The organism is Erwinia sp. LJJL01 (genome assembly GCF_047300805.2).
Taxonomy (GTDB): domain Bacteria; phylum Pseudomonadota; class Gammaproteobacteria; order Enterobacterales; family Enterobacteriaceae; genus Erwinia; species Erwinia aphidicola.
Window position 1 is genome coordinate 98,951 of the sequence record NZ_CP178576.1, and the last position, 18,301, is coordinate 117,251.

An 18,301-nucleotide genomic window follows, 5' to 3' on the forward strand; every position below is an offset into this window, starting at 1 on the left:
AAAATTCCTAGTTTATCAAATCGGTAACAAATTTTTCTGAATTAAAAAGATAAGCGTATTCAGAAGCACTGATTGCAAATTTCCCCTTACATTCTTTAATGGTTTTTAAATCAGAAAGTAGGGTTTCAACATTACTAAAATAAAAACCATTCTTACCAACGGTAATCGCCTCTATAATTCCATACCTAGATGGGCCGATAACCGGAACGCCGAGTGCTGAACTTTCTATAAATGTTAACCCAAAAGCTTCAGGCTCGTTAGGTAATAACCAAAAAGCATCGTATTTGTTGAAGTTTATAACTTCTACCATGGACAACCTATCTAATTTTGGATGAAAATTTATTGTTTTATCTAATCCAAGACTGTTTACAATTTTAACCAACTCACTTTTAAAACTTCCTTCTCCATAAACATCCCAAGAAATAAGCGGATTTAACTTTAGGGCTTCTAAGTAAATTTTAACCATATCCTCATAACCTTTTCTTTTCTCAATCCGTGAGAAAGAAACAAGCTTAGTAATATCAGAATTAGTAGTAATTTCATGATTTAATGATGTAAATGTTTTTTTTGCCACAGTAATAAAGTCATAACTAAGTCCTGCATAGCTTACAATTGCCTTAGCGGTATCGATCTTTTCATTATGAAATGAATTAATTGTTCTATCTTTAACAAAATGACTAACGAAAACTATTTTTTTACAAGCTTTAACAAACCTGGAATAGAAGAATCTCATTCCAATAAACTTATTTTTTCTTGTGCAATCATTATAAACAATATCTACTTCTGTACCATGAACTATATATACACTTTTGCGCATAATTTTTTTTGAATTTGCCAAACCCAATATGTATGCAGATCGTAAATCATTAACAACAATTAGATCGTAATTTTTGAATAGAATATGCACCAAGACTGGTATATAAAAGAATGGCCATATTAGTGAATATAAATTTTTAAGCCATTTTACTTTGGGATTAGAACAAAAAACATAGCACTCAATGTTCTGCCGTTGTAGATCACCATAGATTTGCTGTGCAACAACACCAGCGCCGCCTAAATGATAAGGGTATAACTCGTCTGTTAATAGTAATAACTTCATCTTAATATTTACTCTGGGCAAAAATTCGGATCAAATTGTTGAATAACGTCGCACTTGCCTTTTTTAAGTTGAGGCAGATTAACAAAACTACCGGAAATGAGTTCAGCATAAAAGAACTTTGGCTGATAGAAATCATAAGTATAGTATGGATTTGTTATATTTCTATAGAAAACGGCTATAGAAATAACAATTAGATAAGGCAGTACGATGTTACTCAACTTTATTAAGTTACTAGCATTAAAAACGACTAATCCACAAACGCTAACTAATGGAAAAATATAATAAAGAAGCCTTTGTAAAAATGGGGCAAAATAAAAAACAAAGTGTAGCAAGAAAAAGTAAAATACACTTGAAAGCAATATGTTTAGTTTCTGGTTAGTATGAAAGGATTTGAGCCGAGATAATAAATAGATCATTAAAATGGCTATTATATCAGTTATCATGAAAAAGCCGAGTTTAATTTCACTACTCATCTTTTCTACATAAGTTGTAAGCTTAGCCTGAATTAGACTTGGTAAAAAACCACCTATTGCTGACGAAATGAAGGGCATAGAAGATAATAATAGTATTAACAGCACAGAATATAAACTGTATTTAACAATTTTGTGTTGGGTCAAACCTTGTTTTATTAGAAATATTATAGGTAATATCAAAATGCTGGATAAATGGAATGTTGCTGCAAGAACACAACTAAAAAAAATTTTCTTGGTTGAGGAATTGTTCAGATTCAGCTAAAACAGGTAGCATTATAGTCAGCGCAGCAAGTTGACGTATAGCATCATTAAATAATGGAAGCAAAAAAAGAACCATCATAAGCATTAATAACGAACGGTTAAACCGCATATTAGTATTTTTTATAAACTTTGCAAAGCTGATTACAAAAAAAAATGTGATAACTAGAATGACTACATGGAAATTATTAATTCTGAATAATGATCCTATAATATACATTATTAGAACAAAGCCGGGTTCATACGGTAAAAAATCCACTGGGAACCCGTTATTATAAATTTCTTGATAGTGCTTATTATAGTTTATCCAATCAATACCATTGAAGTAAGAACCTGATATTATTACAAACAGAACGAATAATGAGAATTGATAAGCAACTCGCTTATAAACACCTCGTTCCAGAAGAGAGGTCACTGCCAATATAAAGGCCGAAATAATCCAGTACATGATAACCTCTATTATTACCGTGGTAAATATGACTTCAAAAAATGTATAAACCTCATTATTTGAGGTGCATTGTAAAAAAACCGATATACCTTTTGTTTTAAGGTGGGCCTGTTATTGGAAATAATTCCTTTAATGACCGCTCTTTTGAAGAGCGAGTATTTTCCTTCAAAGAGATATCGAGTAGCCATATTTAGATACACTGCTGTAATTTTTCTATCGAAATAATGGTCATATCCCGGAATTTGATTTTTTGTTTTTTTGAGCAGTTTAGCTATTTGTAGGTGTCTGATAGTGAACTTATTTATATCATTTTTAATTGACTCTGACCAAGATCCAACTGATTCCAGCCTATATACAGATAACGTTTCAGCTAAATATATTCCTTTATTTTTAGTTCCATACAATTCTAGAAACAAATCTCCAACTGGTGCTGTAGTAAACCAAGTAGGAAGATCATGAATGATTTCGCAGCTGAACATATATGAGCTAGTTGGCGCAAATTGTCCAGTGACTGAAAGGATGTCTTTTAGATCAAAAAGCTTTGTTTCGTTACCATAATCAAAATGAACAACTCTTTTCTCACCAGTTTCCATAAAAGCTCTGTGTGTACAAAAAAATATTCCATTTGATGCTGATAGTAGATCTACCTGTTTTTGTAATTTATAATTATCGATCCAATAGTCATCACCTTCACAAAACGCAATCCACTGCCCTTTAGCCATTGAAAGCACTGAAAGAATGTTTGCATTAGCACCAACATTCTCTTCATGTTCAATGCATCGAATAATGTCTGAATAATTTTTTGTATATTCTTTTATAATATGGCTAGTGTTGTCAGAGCTAGCATCATTGCCGATAATAATTTCATATTTGAACGTTGTGCTTTGAGAAAGAAAACTATCCAACGCTTCTGGTAAATATCTGGCTTGATTATACGTAATACAGCATATCGAAACTGTAATTTCATTGTCATCTGTAAACATAGGGTTGCTATATTTAACGCAAGCACTCATAGCACATTGCCTTCTAAATCAGATAAAAACCTTCTCTCCAATTCTAAAAGATTTTTTTTTCGGGATTTTATAAATTTCAAAGGGTTTCCTGCATATATACAGAATGCAGCGCAGTTTTCTTTGACTAAAGAAAGGGACCCTATAGCTACTCCATCTTGCATCGTAACGCCCGGCAGTATTACAGTTCCGCTACCTACAATAGAGTGTTTTCCTATTTTAACTGGTTTTGTAGTTACATTCGTATATTCCGTGGGTATCATAGGGCTTGTCATAAATTCGCCAGAATAATCATCATTACTGGAATATATTGATACCCTTGATGAAATATTGCAATAATCATTTAACTGTATTTCACCAGCACCTATTAATGAACTATATACACCTATATGCACATAGCTGCCAATGTAAATACCGTGAACTCCTGCTGAAAGTACGCAAAAGTCATCAATTCTGACATTATCAGAAATTGATATTCTTTCTGCACCGTAAATACTACACTTTTTCGAAATGCTTACGTTTACCCCGAGACTTTTAAAACCAATCGCTAACAATTCATCTCTATTCAAGATAGCCATTTTAGCATCCCTTTATGACAGATATTACTCTTGCAAAATCGAATTCATCCATATCATGATATATTGGTACACAGAGCACTTTGTCTGAAATAATATTCGCAAATGGTAAGTTTTCTTTTGAGGATGATTCAATTCCACGATACATCGGCATATTACTAATTAGAGGATAAAAATATCTGCGAGAGAGAATACCTTCGTCTTTAAGTCTCTGATAAAGTTCATCACGGTCAACTGGGAAATCATCTTCAATCAACACAGGAAAGTATGAAAAATTATTATTAGCATGGGTTGATAATGATGGAACTGTAATACCCTTAATAGAATTCAACGCCTGCCTATACTTATCACTGATGGACTTTCTTTTATTCATTGAGCTATCAATATGCTTAAGCTGAACTAGCCCAAAAGCAGCATTAATCTCACTCATTTTGCCATTAATTCCAGGTGCAGTAATGGTAAGTTCATCAGCAATACCAAAGTTTTTAAGGCGGTCTATTCTTAATTTTGTTTTCTCATCTTGGCAAATGATTGCACCACCTTCAAATGTATTAAAAACCTTCGTCGCATGGAAACTAAGTATCGACATATCACCAAAATTCAATACACTCTTCTCTTTATAGTTAATTCCAAATGCATGAGCAGCATCATATATCACTCGCAAGCCATAATTATCAGCTATTCGTTGAATTTCTTCGACATCACACGGGTTTGAATAACAGTGAACTGGCATTATGGCAGTCGTCTGAGGTGTTATTGCAGCCTCAATCTTTTTGGGGTCGATATTAAAACTAAGAGGGTCGATGTCGACGAAGACAGGTTTTAACCCATTCCATAGAATAGAGTGACTAGTTGCAACAAAAGAATATGGTGTTGTAATAACTTCACCACTGATTCTTAATGCTTGAAGTGCTGTAATTAGAGCAATGGTTGCATTGTTAAATAGGGATATGTATTTTACACCTAAATATTCGCAAAGCTCTTTTTTCTAATTTTTGATGAAACGGCCCGTTATTAGTGAGCCATTTATTATTCCATATCTCTTCTAAATAGGGAATGAACTCACTTAATTCAGGAAGAAAAGGTTGTGTGACAGGTATATTTTTTTTCATGGGCTTCACGGTTTTCAAATTTATTTAATGGTTTCTCATTGATAAGATCTTTATGAATAAGTCTTTTTGCAATAAGAAAATTAAAGTTAAATAGACTACTGGCGTTAGAAATAACATTAATATTATTTTACTAACATTGCTTTCTAGAAAAAAGGACGAAATTATTAGTGTAAAGGAACCAGAGCCTACACTAATCAACCAAATCGGCATAATTACCTTAATCTGCCGAGCGGCAGTTAATGATGACAACGTACCGGTATAATAGGTATTTATGACGAGCGAGGCGTATGAATGTAAAACAATACCGAGGCACATCATCTGCACACCATATGGTATAGTAAAACATAAAATCAATGTAGCCAGAATTTTTTTTATTATTTCTAATTTTAGAAAAAGATCTGAACGCCCTTTAACTTGCAATAGATTCAAGTTAATAGCATGAATAGGGTATAGCATATAGCCTAATGCCAGTAAAGAGACCAGTAATGCTGAAGGTTCCCATTCATTTCCCAACAGTAATATCAGTAATGGCTTTGAAATGATACAAAGACCACTCATCAAAGGAAAAATAAATACTGCAGCAATACGCATAGATAGAATATAAGCTTTATCCATTTTTTCAACATCGTGCTGGATATGACTTAACATTGGGTATGTTACTCGTTGAATAACATTAGTCATTGTTATTGCTGGAACGCTCGCAAGTTGGTTTGCTTGGGTAAATTGCCCTAACTGAAAAGCATTAAACTTCTTGCCAATGACAATCTGGTATATATTATTGTAAAATGATTCTAACAATCCTGCTAAAAGCAATTTCCCGCCGAATCCAAAAAGATATTGCAGAGAACTCTTGGAAAAAATAAAACTTGGAGACCATCGGATAGTTAAGTTGATTAATATCACATTTAACGCTGCTGTAATAACAGACTGACTTACAAGTGACCACACCCCAAATCCTTTATAAGCTAAGAATATCGATACGATACTACTAATCAAGATGCTGATTATCGATATTAACGCTTGTGCTTTAAAATTCATATTAATTGTTAAAATAGTCTTTGGCACAAGCCCAAAGCTGTTAACAATCATCACAACCCCAAGAACTCGCGCAAGATCAATCAATAGTGGTTGATTATAAAAATGTGCAATGCTTGGAGAAGAGATATATAAAGCAGAGTAGCAGACTACAGAAACAAATATGTTAAAGTAAAAAGCTGTAGAAAAATCAGCATCACTTCTATCTTGCTTTCTTATTAATGCAGAACTAAAACCACTATCAACCAGCACTTGTGATATGGAAATAAAAACCGCAAGCATTCCAATTAAACCGAAGCTTTCAGGTCCTAATATTCTTGCAAGAAGCAGCATGATTAGAAGTTGCATTCCTTGAGCCAGGAATCTCTCAAGTGCACTCCATTTTAAAGCGTTTATTGTCTTACTTTTTATATTTTCCACAGAATTATTTCAACAATTCTTTAAGATATGAACCGTAGCTATTTTTCTTTAAATTCTCAGCTTGCATGAGCAAGTCATTTCGACTTAACCATCCTTGATTGAATGCTATTTCTTCTAAGCATGCTATTTTATAGCCTTGGCGTTTTTCAATAGTTTCCACAAATTGTGCCGCCTGCAGTAAGCTTTCGTGTGTACCTGTATCTAACCATGCAAATCCGCGCCCAAGCATCTCTACACTTAATGCTTCCTTTTCTAAATACATCTGGTTCAATGCTGTAATTTCCAACTCTCCCCTCGCGGAAGGTTTTACTCGTTTAGCATATTCTACTACTTTATTATCGTAAAAATAGAGTCCTGTTATAGCAAAATTGCTCTTGGGATTTACAGGTTTCTCTTCAAGAGATAAAACACGCTTATTTTCATCAAATTCTACTACGCCAAAACGCTCAGGATCTTTAACCTGATAACCGAAAATAGTTGCTCCACTAACGGAATTTTTTGCCGCACTTTTAAGCTGAGGCGAGAAACCATGCCCATAAAATATATTATCACCAAGAACTAAACATACTGGATCATTAGCTATAAATTCCTCACCAATGATGAAAGCTTGGGCTAACCCATCAGGAGAAGGCTGAACTGCATAACTTAGTTCAATACCAAATTTGTTACCATCTCCAAGGAGTCTTTTGAAACTGGATTCATCTTCAGGTGTTGTAATAATTAAAATTTCGCGTATGCCTGCCAGCATTAGTACCGATAATGGATAGTAGATCATAGGTTTATCGTATATCGGTAGCAGCTGTTTAGAAACACCCATAGTGATAGGGTATAGGCGTGTACCAGAACCACCAGCCAGAATAATTCCTTTCATTATTTATTTATCTCCAGTCCCAATCTTTCTCTACGATAGTTGCCAGTTTGTACATTTAAGCACCATGGCTGATTTGCAAGATACCACTGCACCGTCTTGCGGATCCCGCTCTCAAAGGTTTCCTGCGGCTGCCAGTTAAGTTCTGCGGCAATCTTAGCGGCATCGATGGCGTAGCGGCGATCGTGGCCCGGGCGGTCGGCAACATAGGTAATCTGCTGGCGGTAGCTACTCTCCTTTGGCACCAGTTCATCCAGCAAATCACAGATAGTTTCTACCACCTGCAGATTCTGCTTCTCATTATGGCCGCCGATGTTGTAGGTCTCACCAATCTGCCCTTGCGTCACCACGGTATAGAGCGCGCGCGCGTGGTCCTCTACATACAGCCAGTCGCGGATTTGATCGCCTTTGCCGTATACCGGCAGCGCTTTGCCATCCAGCGCGTTGAGGATCACCAGCGGGATCAGTTTTTCCGGGAAGTGGTACGGGCCGTAATTGTTGGAACAGTTGGTGACAACAGTCGGGAAGCCGTAGGTGCGCAGCCAGGCGCGCACCAGATGGTCGCTGGATGCTTTTGACGCGGAGTAAGGGCTGCTGGGTGCATACGGCGTGGTTTCAGTGAACAATGGCAGTGCTGCACCCGCTGGCTCTTCATCAGGATGCGGCAGGTCGCCATACACTTCATCCGTCGAGATATGGTGGAAGCGAAACGCGGCTTTACGGTCTGAATCTAATCCATTCCAGTAGCTACGCGCCGCTTCCAGCAGTACATAGGTACCGACAATATTGGTTTCAATAAATGCTGCCGGGCCGCTGATTGAGCGGTCAACATGGCTCTCCGCCGCCAGGTGCATTACCGCATCGGGCTGGTGCTGGCTGAAAATGGCACTCATTGCCGCGCTGTCGCAGATATCTGCCTGCACAAAGGCATAACGTTCACTGCTGCTGACTTCCGCCAGAGATTCCAGATTGCCGGCGTAGGTTAATTTATCGACATTGATGACGCTGTCAGAGGTGCTATTAATAATATGGCGAACCACGGCCGAACCGATAAAACCGGCTCCGCCCGTCACTAGAATTTTCACGCTTATATTCTCTCTGTATTCAATGTTATTTCTGCATCAGATGATTTTCTATTTCACCGTCATAATAGTGTCAGGAGTGAGCTTTATTCTCGCCACCATGCGTACGCCATAAATAAACGAGATAAAACTCAGGCAGAATATGGCAAACTGCCAGTTATCCGGCACGTGGCAACCTTCGAGGATAATACCGAGCATGCCGCTAAACAGCTGGCCTGAAGTCATGATCGCTAAGGTCATACGCCCGCTGAATCCGGCGCGCATCAGAATGTGGTGCAGGTGCTCGCGATCGGGGCGGAACGGGCTGCTGCCGCGGCGTACGCGGGAGATCATCACGCGGATCATATCCATCAACGGCAGAGCGATAATCCACAGTGCGGTTACCGGGGCCATCACCGCATCTTCGCCCTGAGAGGCAAGGATAAGCAGCCAGATTACGGTGAAGCCAATCAGCATACTGCCGGCATCACCCATAAATATTTTGAATTTCCGCCCCCACGGCACCCCGAGGTTGAGCAGAATGTACGGCATGCAGGCCACCACCAGCGCCAGGCACCACATCCCCAGCTCCGTTTGTCCGCCGAAGAAGAACAGCATGCTCAGGGTGGCAAAGGCCACGCTGGCCAGGGCACCAAGTAAGCCGTCGATACCGTCAACCATATTAAAGGCATTGATCGAACCGATCACGGCAAACAGCGTCACCAGATATCCCAGCGCCCCCAACATCAGCGGGTAGCCAAACAGGAAGGTGCCCAGCGAGTCAATCTCCAGCCCCTGCCACATCATAATCCCCGCTACCCCGGCCTGTACCAGCATGCGCGGCATCACCGGCAGGTCAAAGCGGTCGTCAATCACGCCGACCAGTAGCAGCAGCGTGATGCAGACCATATAGACCGGAAAACCGGGCAGCCAGTCGGGCTGCAGGCCATAAAGTAGCCATAATGAGAAATAGATTGAGACCCCACCCACCAGCGGGATGTGCCCGGAGTGATGCTTGCGCGCGTTCGGCTTGTCGACCAGGCCAACCCGACGGGCAATCTTACGCGCAGCGAACAGCAGCGCCAGTGCGCCTACAAAGACAACAATGATATCTAGCATATGTTTACCCGTGCCCACAGAATTTAAGCATCCTGACTTAATTTGACCACGCTACCGCCCCTGGCTATAGCTACCAGTTGACTGTCACTGATTCACCTTCAAGCATAGCCAGTGAAAACCGGCCAGCTTTGTTTTTTTTTATTGGATTTATCCTGGAAACAAATCCACATGTCGCGTTACAAAATTATGCGACAATTCTTATACTATTGAGGCGGTCACACAAGCTTAATCTACTGTCTTTTTTATGTAATTTACCATTCTCAACCACGTTGAACAATTAAGTATCACTGACCGGTTATTTTTTGACACGCCACTACTGTCATGACGCCAGCGCTTATCGGTTGCAGTCTCGTGCAAAATTTCGCTGCCCGCAGAAATGAAAAAACTCCCAAATCAGGGAGTTTTTTTAATCAATGCCAGTCATGTCTGAACTATCGGTAACCGTTAGGATTGTTCGACTGCCAGTTCCAGGTATCGCGCATCATCTCATCGATACCGCGAGAGACGCGCCAGTTCAGCTCTTTGTCCGCCAGCGAGGCATCCGCCCAGAATGCCGGCAGGTCGCCAGCGCGGCGCGGTGAAATCTGATACGGCACCGGTTTACCCGCCGCTTTCTCAAAGGCTTTCACCATCTCCAGCACCGAGTAGCCAACGCCGGCACCGAGGTTATAGGCTTTATAGCCGTCAACCGCCGCGATATGGTCCAGCGCCTTCAGATGCCCTTCTGCCAGATCCATGACGTGGATATAGTCACGTTCACCCGTGCCGTCTTTTGTTGGGTAATCGCCACCAAAGATGCCGAGCTTTTCCAGGCGACCGATAGCGACCTGCGCAATGTATGGCAGCAGGTTGTTCGGGATACCGTTCGGGTCTTCGCCAATCTGGCCAGACTCATGCGCGCCAACCGGGTTAAAGTAGCGCAGCGCGATGGTTCTGAACTCCGGGTTGGCTTTAGCGTAATCGCGCAGGATCAGCTCAACCATCAGCTTGGAGGTGCCGTAAGGGCTGGTGGTGCCGCCGATTGGCGTGGTTTCCACGTAGGGAACCGGGGCATCAGCGCCGTACACAGTGGCGGAGGAGCTGAAGATAAACTGGTTCACACCGGCACTGCGCATCTCTTCCAACAGCACCAGCGTACCGGTGACGTTGTTCTGGTAATACTCCAGCGGCATGCGGGTTGACTCCCCTACCGCCTTCAGGCCGGCAAAGTGGATCACCGCGCTGATGCTGTTACTGGCGAAGATATCACGCAGGCAGGCGCGATCGAGGATATCACCTTCGCAGAACACCGCTTTCCTGCCGGTCAGCTTCTCAACCCGACTGATTGATTCGCGTGATGCGTTGCTCAGGTTATCCAGTACTACAACGTCGTCGCCGCGCTCAAGCAGCGCCAGCACCGTGTGGGAACCGATGTAGCCAGCTCCGCCCGTTACTAAAATAGCCATGTTGACTCCTTGCAACCACGCCGGGCGTGGCCACGTTCGGGTTAAGGTTGTTTCGCTAAAATCTTCTGAATTTCTTCGCGGAAATCGCGGCCCTGGTCATGGTTACGCAGGCCCCAGGTCACGAAGGCTTTCATGTAACCCAGCTTACGACCACAGTCAAAGCTGTCGCCGCTCAGCAGGTGCGCGTCAACCGGCTGTTTTTTATTCAGGTTGGCAATGGCGTCGGTCAGCTGATAACGGCCCCAGGCACCCGGCTCAAGGTTTTCCAGCTCGGTCCAGATATCCGCAGACAGCACGTAGCGACCGACCGCAGCCAGATCGGAGTTCAGCGTCTGTGGGTTTTCAGGTTTCTCGACGAACTCAACAATAGAGGCCACTTTACCGGCAAAATCCAGCGGCTCGTCGGTGGTGATCACCGAGTATTCGGAGAGATCGGCTTCCGGCATGTGGTGTGCCAGTACCTGGCTGCGGCCGGTCTCTTCGAAACGTGCCACCATGGCAGCCAGGTTATAGCGCAGTGGGTCGGCGCTGGCGTTGTCCAGCAGCACGTCCGGCAGTACCACAACAAACGCTTCGTCATGCAGCATCGGGCGCGCACACAGTAGCGCATTCGCCAGGCCCAGCGGCTGAGGCTGGCGCACGTTCATAATGGTCACGCCCGGTGGGCAGATAGATTTCACTTCGCTCAGCAGGGAACGCTTAACGCGCGCTTCGAGCAGGGCTTCCAGTTCGTAGGAAGTATCAAAATGGTTTTCGACCGCATTCTTGGACGCGTGGGTGACCAGAACAATTTCCTTGATACCTGCTGCCACGCACTCGTCGATGATGTACTGAATCATCGGCTTATCGACTACCGGCAACATCTCTTTAGGAATGGCTTTTGTAGCAGGGAGCATATGCATACCGAGACCCGCAACCGGGATAACTGCTTTAAGCTTGGTCATATTTTTTCCATATAAATGAAGTAAAAAACGTTCACTCATTATGCATTAAAGGGATGATTCACAAGTATAATCTTAATCTGAAAAAATAGCGCCAGGGCCAGCTATAAAAAAAAGGCCACCGCCAGGGTGACCTTATATTTATTACCGGGTTACAGGATGCCGCTGAACCATTCGGGCATCACAAATAAATTATAATAACTGACCAGCGCCATGATCCCGACGAACACCACCGACACCGACACCCACTGGCGGGCGTACGGAATGAAGCGGATCCCAATCACTGGCTTAATAAAGAACGGATGCGCGAAGCCAGAAATCAGCACCTGGGAAATCGACAGCGTCAGCGCCACGTAAGCGACATTTGGCCAGATCCAGGTTGTCGCCAGCACCGCAACCACGATCAGACTGGCAACAATATTCCAGTAGAACTCGACGTTGGTGCGGCCATTGGCCTGGGAGATCGCGCCGGTCAGCCCGCCCATCGGGCGCAGCATGCCGAACAGCAGCATCAGTGGGATCAGGTGCCCTACCGCCTCATGAGCCGTACCGTAAAGCACGCGAACAATCACCGGGGAGAGAATACCAATCGCCAGATACATCAGGCTGCTGAACAGCATAATCGCCAGCGTGCCCTTGAGGAACAGCTTCTGCAGCTGCGCAGGCTCATGCTGTTTTTCAGCAAAGCGTGGCAGTGCCAGGCGGTTAATGACCGGCGTCACCAGCTTCAGCGGTTGCAGCACCAGCTCTTTTGCCAGCGAGTAAACCCCGAGCATCTCGGCGCCCATCACCTTGCCGACAATCAGGGAGTCGGCCTGGGTGCGCAGCTGGTTAATGGTCTGCGAGCCGAGCTGATACACGCCGTACTTCATCGAACTGAAGAAGGTGCCTTTATCAAACTCAAAGGTTGGACGCCACGACTTCTCACCAAACCAGATCATGCAGAGAATACGCATGGCGGCATTGGCAAACAGGCCGAGGATCACCGCAGAAACGTTAAGCGGCGTGAGGTACAGCAGCGCGACCGTCAGAGCGAAAGCGAGGAACTTAGTCACCATCTCTATCTTCGCCAGCAGCACCATGCGCTTGGCTTTGATAAAGTGCGCCTGATACTGCGACAGCGAGCCGAGCACCAGGAAGTTCAGGCTGGTCAGCATAATCAACCCGGTGAGCTGCGGCAGATGATAAAAGTACGCAATCGGCCAGGCAATGGCGATCAGCAGCAGCCCGGTTAGCAGGCTGAGCAGCACGTTCACCCAATAGATGGTGCTCTGCTCTTTGCGGGTAATGTTCTGGCGATGCACGATATAGCTGCTCATCCCCATATCCTGCAACACCATGGCCACCGCGAGGATGGCATTGATAATTGCCAGAATACCCAGTTCATGCGCTTCCAGTTTGCGCGCCAGTACGCCCAGCTGAACCACTTGCAGTACCGCAGCAAAACAGGTACCACCAAACAGCCATACGGCCTGGTTTTTTAAACTACTCACGCTAATTGCTCCAGAATTTCGGCCAGCCTGCGGTAGGCAATATGCTGGTTAAACTCGGTTTCAACCTTAAGACGGGCTGCGGCCACCACCGGGGCTACATCGGCCTCGCCCTTCGACAATTTCAGCAGGATGTCGGCCAGCGCTTCGGCGTCGCCCTCTGGCGCCAGCCAGCCGGAGACATTGTGCTCGATCAGCTCAGGAATACCGCTGTGCTCGCTCGACACCACCGGCAGCCCGACGGCCATCGCCTCCATCAGCGCGACGGGGATCCCTTCCATATCGCCATCGGCAGCGGTCAGCGACGGCAGCAGGAAGATATCGGCTTCATCCAGATAGCGTTTAATCTCCTCCTGCGGTTTGAAGCCAACCATCTTCACGCACTCTTCCAACTTGGCGTTGGTGATGGTGGCACGCAGCTCATCTTCAAGGTCGCCGTTACCGACGATGCTGTACTCGAAGTGACCGCCCTGCGCTTTGAGGATTTTGCAGGCATCAATCGCCACGCCCAGCCCTTTTTTCTCGGTCAGGCGAGCCACGGAGAGAATGCGCAGCGGCTGGTGAAGCGAATCACGGGCCTGCAGATTAAATTTCTCCGGCTCGATCCCCATGCGCGTCACGTGGATCTTCTCCGGCGGGCAGCCCATCTCGATCAGCTTGCGCTCCCACAGATGACTGATCGGCAACAGCAGTTCGCTCTGGGTAAACAGGCGCGCGTAATCCTCTTTGTGCTCTTCAAGGATATGGCGGCGGGAGATATCCGCCCCGTGGAATACGGTGGCCTGCTTGCCCTGCAGTACGCCAAGCTCGCGCAGCTTGTTCGCCAGCGCCCCGGCGTAGCCGAAGTGCACCAGGAACACGTCCGCGACAAACGGCGTCTTGTTGGCGGCAACAATCGCCGGCAACAGCAGCTTGCTCGACTGCGCGCCGTAGCGCCCGATATTGAATGATTTCAGGGTGGCGGAGCTAAGAATTTTAGGCAACACGATCTGCAGACGCTGCTTCAGCTTGTCCGCATTGGTCACCTTCTCTTCCGGCAGCAGATAGTGGGTTTTTTCCGCCAGATTATAGCGGTCAAAGGCCCCGTGCCGGTTTACCAGATCGCCCGGGAACACCGAGATAATCTCAACGTCATAGCCGATATCAATAAAATGCGTCACCTGGTTCAGCACGAAAGTTTCAGAGCTGACCGGAAAACGCATCGTGAAAAATGTTAATTTCATTGGTTCACCCTAAGAGTTTAACCACGTCGTCAGTGATCCGGTTACCCAGCATCCGTTCCTGTTCCACAGCGCTGTCTACCTGCTGTTTCACCGCATCGTAGTTATCCAGTACGGTATTCACTTTCGTGATAATGCTGCCGTCCATCAGGCTCTTCACATCGCTGGCCATCTCTGGCAGGCCCAGCTGGTTCATCACCCCAAGGGATTTGTGCTCATAGTTGATCGCCACGGCTGGCGTACCAAAGTTCATTGAGATAATCGCCGAGTGCAGGCGTGTACCAATCGTCAGGTGGCACTGACCCAGCAGGATACCCAGCTCAAGGTCGTTAAACTCATCCATGATGACGTGGTACTTATCTTTCTGTTCGATATGGTCGCTCAGGGTCATCGCCACCATACGGTCATCTTTGTTGTAGCTGTCGATGCCGGTACAGGTCGAGAACGCCACCACCTGGTAGCCGCGGGCGATCATGGCGTTGATCACTTTGCCAAAGGCTTCTTCATACTGCTGCTGCGTTACGCCCAGTCGCTTGTCGAACGGGGCCAGTTCACGCACGGTAATGGCAATGGTCTTTTGCTGGCCGATAACCTGCTGCCAGTGCAGCAGGTTATGGCCCGGCTCCGCCACTTCACGTGCGCGCACCAGAAAGGCGGTATCAGCACCTTTTACCACTTTCCCGGTGGTGATACCGCCCTGCTTCATCATCTCCAGGCTGACGCTTTCACGCAGCACCAGGCTGTTTACGCGGTCAAAGACAAAATTGGCGATTTCATTAAAACGCGGCTTCTGGAAAGGACCCACGCTGTGCCCAATCATATGAATCGGCTTGCCGGCCAGCAGCGCACAGAGCGAGTGTTCAAACTGCAGCGGGCCGTAAAGGTCAACGAAGAACGAGCCACCGACCTGAATAATCGCGTCATACTGCTTCAGATTGTCGCTGAACTCCTGCAGATACTGCGGCACAGGAAACAGCTTAAACACGCCGCGTTTGGCGATATGCGCCATCATGATTTTCGGCATCAGACGGCGCTTAATTTTATCTACCAGCTTGTTTTTGCCCTTTTTAGTCTGCAAAAAGAGCGCATCTGGCAGAATATCTTGCTGGAGCAGGTAACCAGAACTGGTTGGATAACGGCTAATAACGTCAATATCGAGGTCGTTCCTTGCCAGGTTTAACGAATCAATAATCCCGCGTAAAATAGCGCCATCACCACGATTTCCACATGTATGATTGCCAACTAACAAAATCTTCATAACTACTCCAGAAAAAATTTTATAATTCTTACAGGCCTAAATGACCTTAAGTGGTTAATTAATAAGTCTTATTGTTTAAAAACTGCCAAACACCCATCAATACGTCTTAACCGCTTAAAACAGGCTGCCTTTCCAGGCATCAGAAAAACAGCCTGATAACTCTGAAAAACCGTGGTCTTAACGAAAAACTGACACTATTTCAGTGCGAAGTAGGGAATAGCTACCTGCTTGCCGTTCAGAACAATCGAGACAAACCCCTCGGGATGGTCGGTATTAACCTGATCGGCGCTCAGCGGGCGGGAAGCCATCAGCAAATCGCCATTTTCATTAGCGCCAATGCCCGCTTTACCGTTGTGCAGGCTGAAGCGCTGCACCGCACGGCTGGCGTCTTTGCCCGTTGGCGCCGCGCCAAATTTCATGCTGCTGTCGAAGCGCGCGCAGCGTCCGGTCTTGAAGCGGTCTTTAGCCGTGGTTTTGATCAGCACCCCGGCAGAAGCAACCCAGCCGTCAATTTTGACGAAGATCCGCACATCGGTGTCGTGCGGCGTCACGATCATCACGTCGAGCACCGGACTGGCACCTTCCGCATGCCATGAGGCTTCAAACTTGTGGGTTTTGCGCTGCAGGCTGACGATCGCCCGCCCGCCGGTAGTCTTATCGCCGACCACCTTATTGAGCGGCGCGCTGCTGCTGCCGTTACTGAATGAGGACTGGCCGAAGATTTCAATCTCCCACGCATCGCCGACATCCGGGGTATAGATGTTGCCCAGCTCAACCCATTTCTGCTGATTGCTGTTATTTTCGATGCGGAAACGCGAAGTCAGGTAGTTGTACTTCATGCTGCCGTCGACCGCGATACCGTAGGATTCCACGCGGGTTGAACCGCGCTCCCAGGCGCCCAGCCACTCACCTTCCGCCAGCGAGTTATCGATCCAGCTGCCGGCCTGCAGATTCGTCTGGCGCGTATTCAGGCGCGAGTTATGGGCGATCAGCGGGTTCTTACAGGTTTCCAGGCTCAGGGCATCGATAATCCACTGGCCGTTGGAGATGTCGCCGGGGAATTCGGTATGCTCGATCCAGCCGTTGTGGATCAGCGACTGACCGCAGCGCTGCAGGTTAAGGACTTTCCCTTCGGTGCAGTACTGCGCGTTAAAGTTAGACAGCTCGATGGCGGTGCTGTGGTCCCACTTGCCCTGCGGCGCGTTCGACCAGACAGATTTGATCACGTCGCCGCTGCAGCGCAGCGCATACCACTGGTCAATTTTACAGTCGAGGGTGTCCATCAGGCTGAGCGAGGTGCCGCCAACGCGCACGAAGCGCAGGCAGGCGCCGCGGAAATACTGGCCGCCGGCGCATTTGTTGTCGAAAAAACCCTGCCTGTTCGGGCGCTCGTCGGTGCGGCCGTTGAACTGCAGGTTGCTGACTTCCACCCAGCGGGTGTTAACCTTAAAGACAAAGTCTGAATCGCCGTCGGAAACAATGGTGGTGGCCGGGAAGTAGCCAAAGTTGACCATCGCACCAGAGATGCGGAAGAAGCGCGTTTGCTGTGCAGAGAAATCACAGGCGCTGACGAAGAACGTCCCCGCCGGGAACTGCAGGCAGATCTGCTGATTGGCATCCTGCGCCCACTGGTACATGGCCTTGATTGCCGGTGCACTGTCGGTTTTGCCATCGTCAATCGCCCCGAAGTCAAACAGGGTCAGGCGGTTGAAGTCCTCAACCACGCGGCGCCAGTGGAAGTCGCCGTTGCCTGCGATAATCACCCCGCCATCATCTTTGGCGGCGCTGAGGTTACCGACAAACTCACCGCCGCCGACCTCCAGCCCGTCATGCCAGCTTTTCAGCTTAATCTTGGCGCCGCTGAACAGCGGGCGGGTTTTACGCAAGTCATCTACCGAGGCAATTTCACCGATCAGCTGGTAACCGGCGGGCTGTGCCAGGCGCTGGCTGAAGTTGTTACTGCCGCGCGTCACGTCAGGGATGTTAAACAGCGTTTGTCCGCCGTCATCCACCACCGCCATTGAGTGCGACGGGTCAGCAATCAGCGCGGCATTATCGGCAATAAACTGCTCGAAGCTGCCTTTATTCAGCGCCACCGGCTGCTGCACTTCAGACACGTTGCCTTTGGCATCGCGCAGGTAGAGGCTAATCAGATTGCCCGCTTGGGTCGGGTCGCTGCCGGCTTTACCGATATAGAGTTTGCCGCTGAAATTTTTCCAGAACTGATCCGGCATGGTATAGACATTTTCCGGCGTCAGAATAGGCACATCACCCTTCGGCAGATCGCCAGGATTGACACTTTTCAGGGCCAGTGTGGGGTTACTTTTGGCCGCATTAGCGGTGAATGAGCTTACAGTGAACCCTGCAAGAATCGATGAGAACGCAGTGAGTAATTCTCTTCTTTTCATGATGTTGTCCCGTGGTCAATTTTTGGTCCTGCAGCACAGCAGGTATGAAACAGACTTCCAG

15 protein-coding genes and 1 pseudogene are annotated in these 18,301 nt (G+C 46.4%); all 16 read right to left on the reverse strand.

What is annotated here, in order from left to right:
- Positions 1-7: 7 nt before the first annotated feature.
- Positions 8-1,099, reverse strand: coding sequence for a glycosyltransferase family 4 protein (locus ACLI4M_RS01380; RefSeq protein ID WP_133623303.1), 1,092 nt, complete (start codon positions 1,097-1,099; stop codon positions 8-10).
- A gap of 8 nt (positions 1,100-1,107) precedes the next feature.
- Positions 1,108-1,830, reverse strand: coding sequence for an EpsG family protein (locus ACLI4M_RS01385; protein WP_413449805.1), 723 nt, complete (start codon positions 1,828-1,830; stop codon positions 1,108-1,110).
- Positions 1,790-2,278, reverse strand: a complete 489-nt coding sequence (locus tag ACLI4M_RS01390; RefSeq protein WP_413449770.1) for an EpsG family protein — start codon at positions 2,276-2,278, stop codon at positions 1,790-1,792. The genes ACLI4M_RS01385 and ACLI4M_RS01390 overlap by 41 nt, the downstream gene beginning before the upstream one ends.
- A 14-nt stretch (positions 2,279-2,292) precedes the next feature.
- On the reverse strand, positions 2,293-3,291 hold the full coding sequence (locus ACLI4M_RS01395; protein WP_413449771.1) for a glycosyltransferase family 2 protein: 999 nt from the start codon (positions 3,289-3,291) through the stop codon (positions 2,293-2,295).
- A complete protein-coding gene (locus ACLI4M_RS01400; protein WP_133623300.1) occupies positions 3,288-3,866 on the reverse strand; it encodes an acyltransferase in 579 nt (192 codons plus the stop codon). The genes ACLI4M_RS01395 and ACLI4M_RS01400 overlap by 4 nt, the downstream gene beginning before the upstream one ends.
- 1 nt (position 3,867) lies before the next feature.
- A pseudogene (gene vioA / locus ACLI4M_RS01405) lies at positions 3,868-4,975 on the reverse strand (dTDP-4-amino-4,6-dideoxy-D-glucose aminotransferase VioA).
- A gap of 24 nt (positions 4,976-4,999) precedes the next feature.
- A complete protein-coding gene (locus ACLI4M_RS01410) occupies positions 5,000-6,430 on the reverse strand; it encodes a lipopolysaccharide biosynthesis protein (RefSeq protein WP_133623298.1) in 1,431 nt (476 codons plus the stop codon).
- A gap of 4 nt (positions 6,431-6,434) precedes the next feature.
- A complete protein-coding gene (gene rfbA / locus ACLI4M_RS01415; protein ID WP_133623297.1) occupies positions 6,435-7,301 on the reverse strand; it encodes a glucose-1-phosphate thymidylyltransferase RfbA in 867 nt (288 codons plus the stop codon).
- Positions 7,301-8,383 (reverse strand): dTDP-glucose 4,6-dehydratase, encoded by a 1,083-nt coding sequence (gene rfbB, locus ACLI4M_RS01420; RefSeq protein WP_133623296.1) that lies wholly within the window; start codon positions 8,381-8,383, stop codon positions 7,301-7,303. Before rfbB ends, rfbA begins: the two co-directional genes overlap by 1 nt.
- 48 nt (positions 8,384-8,431) lie before the next feature.
- Entirely contained in the window at positions 8,432-9,478 is a 1,047-nt protein-coding gene (gene wecA, locus ACLI4M_RS01425; RefSeq protein WP_133623295.1) for a UDP-N-acetylglucosamine--undecaprenyl-phosphate N-acetylglucosaminephosphotransferase, read from the reverse strand.
- A gap of 431 nt (positions 9,479-9,909) precedes the next feature.
- Positions 9,910-10,923 (reverse strand): UDP-glucose 4-epimerase GalE, encoded by a 1,014-nt coding sequence (gene galE, locus ACLI4M_RS01430; protein ID WP_099754994.1) that lies wholly within the window; start codon positions 10,921-10,923, stop codon positions 9,910-9,912.
- Positions 10,924-10,964: 41 nt separating this feature from the next.
- On the reverse strand, positions 10,965-11,867 hold the full coding sequence (gene galF / locus ACLI4M_RS01435) for a UTP--glucose-1-phosphate uridylyltransferase GalF (RefSeq protein ID WP_048915584.1): 903 nt from the start codon (positions 11,865-11,867) through the stop codon (positions 10,965-10,967).
- 149 nt (positions 11,868-12,016) lie between these two features.
- Entirely contained in the window at positions 12,017-13,357 is a 1,341-nt protein-coding gene (locus ACLI4M_RS01440) for a lipopolysaccharide biosynthesis protein (protein WP_048915583.1), read from the reverse strand.
- Positions 13,354-14,577 carry a glycosyltransferase gene (locus ACLI4M_RS01445; RefSeq protein ID WP_133623294.1) on the reverse strand — a complete coding sequence of 408 codons (1,224 nt, stop codon included), beginning with the start codon at positions 14,575-14,577 and terminating at the stop codon, positions 13,354-13,356. The genes ACLI4M_RS01440 and ACLI4M_RS01445 overlap by 4 nt, the downstream gene beginning before the upstream one ends.
- Positions 14,578-14,581: 4 nt before the next feature.
- Entirely contained in the window at positions 14,582-15,832 is a 1,251-nt protein-coding gene (gene wcaK / locus ACLI4M_RS01450) for a colanic acid biosynthesis pyruvyl transferase WcaK (RefSeq protein WP_048915581.1), read from the reverse strand.
- 194 nt (positions 15,833-16,026) lie between these two features.
- Entirely contained in the window at positions 16,027-18,240 is a 2,214-nt protein-coding gene (locus ACLI4M_RS01455; protein ID WP_133623293.1) for a phage tailspike protein, read from the reverse strand.
- Positions 18,241-18,301 lie beyond the last annotated feature (61 nt).

What these genes read in the sequence shown, in the direction of transcription:
- rfbA (WP_133623297.1), bottom strand. Translation starts at nt 7,301, where the DNA reads ATGAAAGGAATTATTCTGGCTGGTGGTTCTGGTACACGCCTATACCCT.
- ACLI4M_RS01455 (WP_133623293.1), bottom strand. Translation starts at nt 18,240, where the DNA reads ATGAAAAGAAGAGAATTACTCACTGCGTTCTCATCGATTCTTGCAGGG.
- ACLI4M_RS01380 (WP_133623303.1), bottom strand. Translation starts at nt 1,099, where the DNA reads ATGAAGTTATTACTATTAACAGACGAGTTATACCCTTATCATTTAGGC.
- galF (WP_048915584.1), bottom strand. Translation starts at nt 11,867, where the DNA reads ATGACCAAGCTTAAAGCAGTTATCCCGGTTGCGGGTCTCGGTATGCAT.
- galE (WP_099754994.1), bottom strand. Translation starts at nt 10,923, where the DNA reads ATGGCTATTTTAGTAACGGGCGGAGCTGGCTACATCGGTTCCCACACG.
- ACLI4M_RS01395 (WP_413449771.1), bottom strand. Translation starts at nt 3,291, where the DNA reads ATGAGTGCTTGCGTTAAATATAGCAACCCTATGTTTACAGATGACAAT.
- ACLI4M_RS01445 (WP_133623294.1), bottom strand. Translation starts at nt 14,577, where the DNA reads ATGAAATTAACATTTTTCACGATGCGTTTTCCGGTCAGCTCTGAAACT.
- ACLI4M_RS01400 (WP_133623300.1), bottom strand. Translation starts at nt 3,866, where the DNA reads ATGGCTATCTTGAATAGAGATGAATTGTTAGCGATTGGTTTTAAAAGT.
- wecA (WP_133623295.1), bottom strand. Translation starts at nt 9,478, where the DNA reads ATGCTAGATATCATTGTTGTCTTTGTAGGCGCACTGGCGCTGCTGTTC.
- ACLI4M_RS01390 (WP_413449770.1), bottom strand. Translation starts at nt 2,278, where the DNA reads ATGTACTGGATTATTTCGGCCTTTATATTGGCAGTGACCTCTCTTCTG.
- wcaK (WP_048915581.1), bottom strand. Translation starts at nt 15,832, where the DNA reads ATGAAGATTTTGTTAGTTGGCAATCATACATGTGGAAATCGTGGTGAT.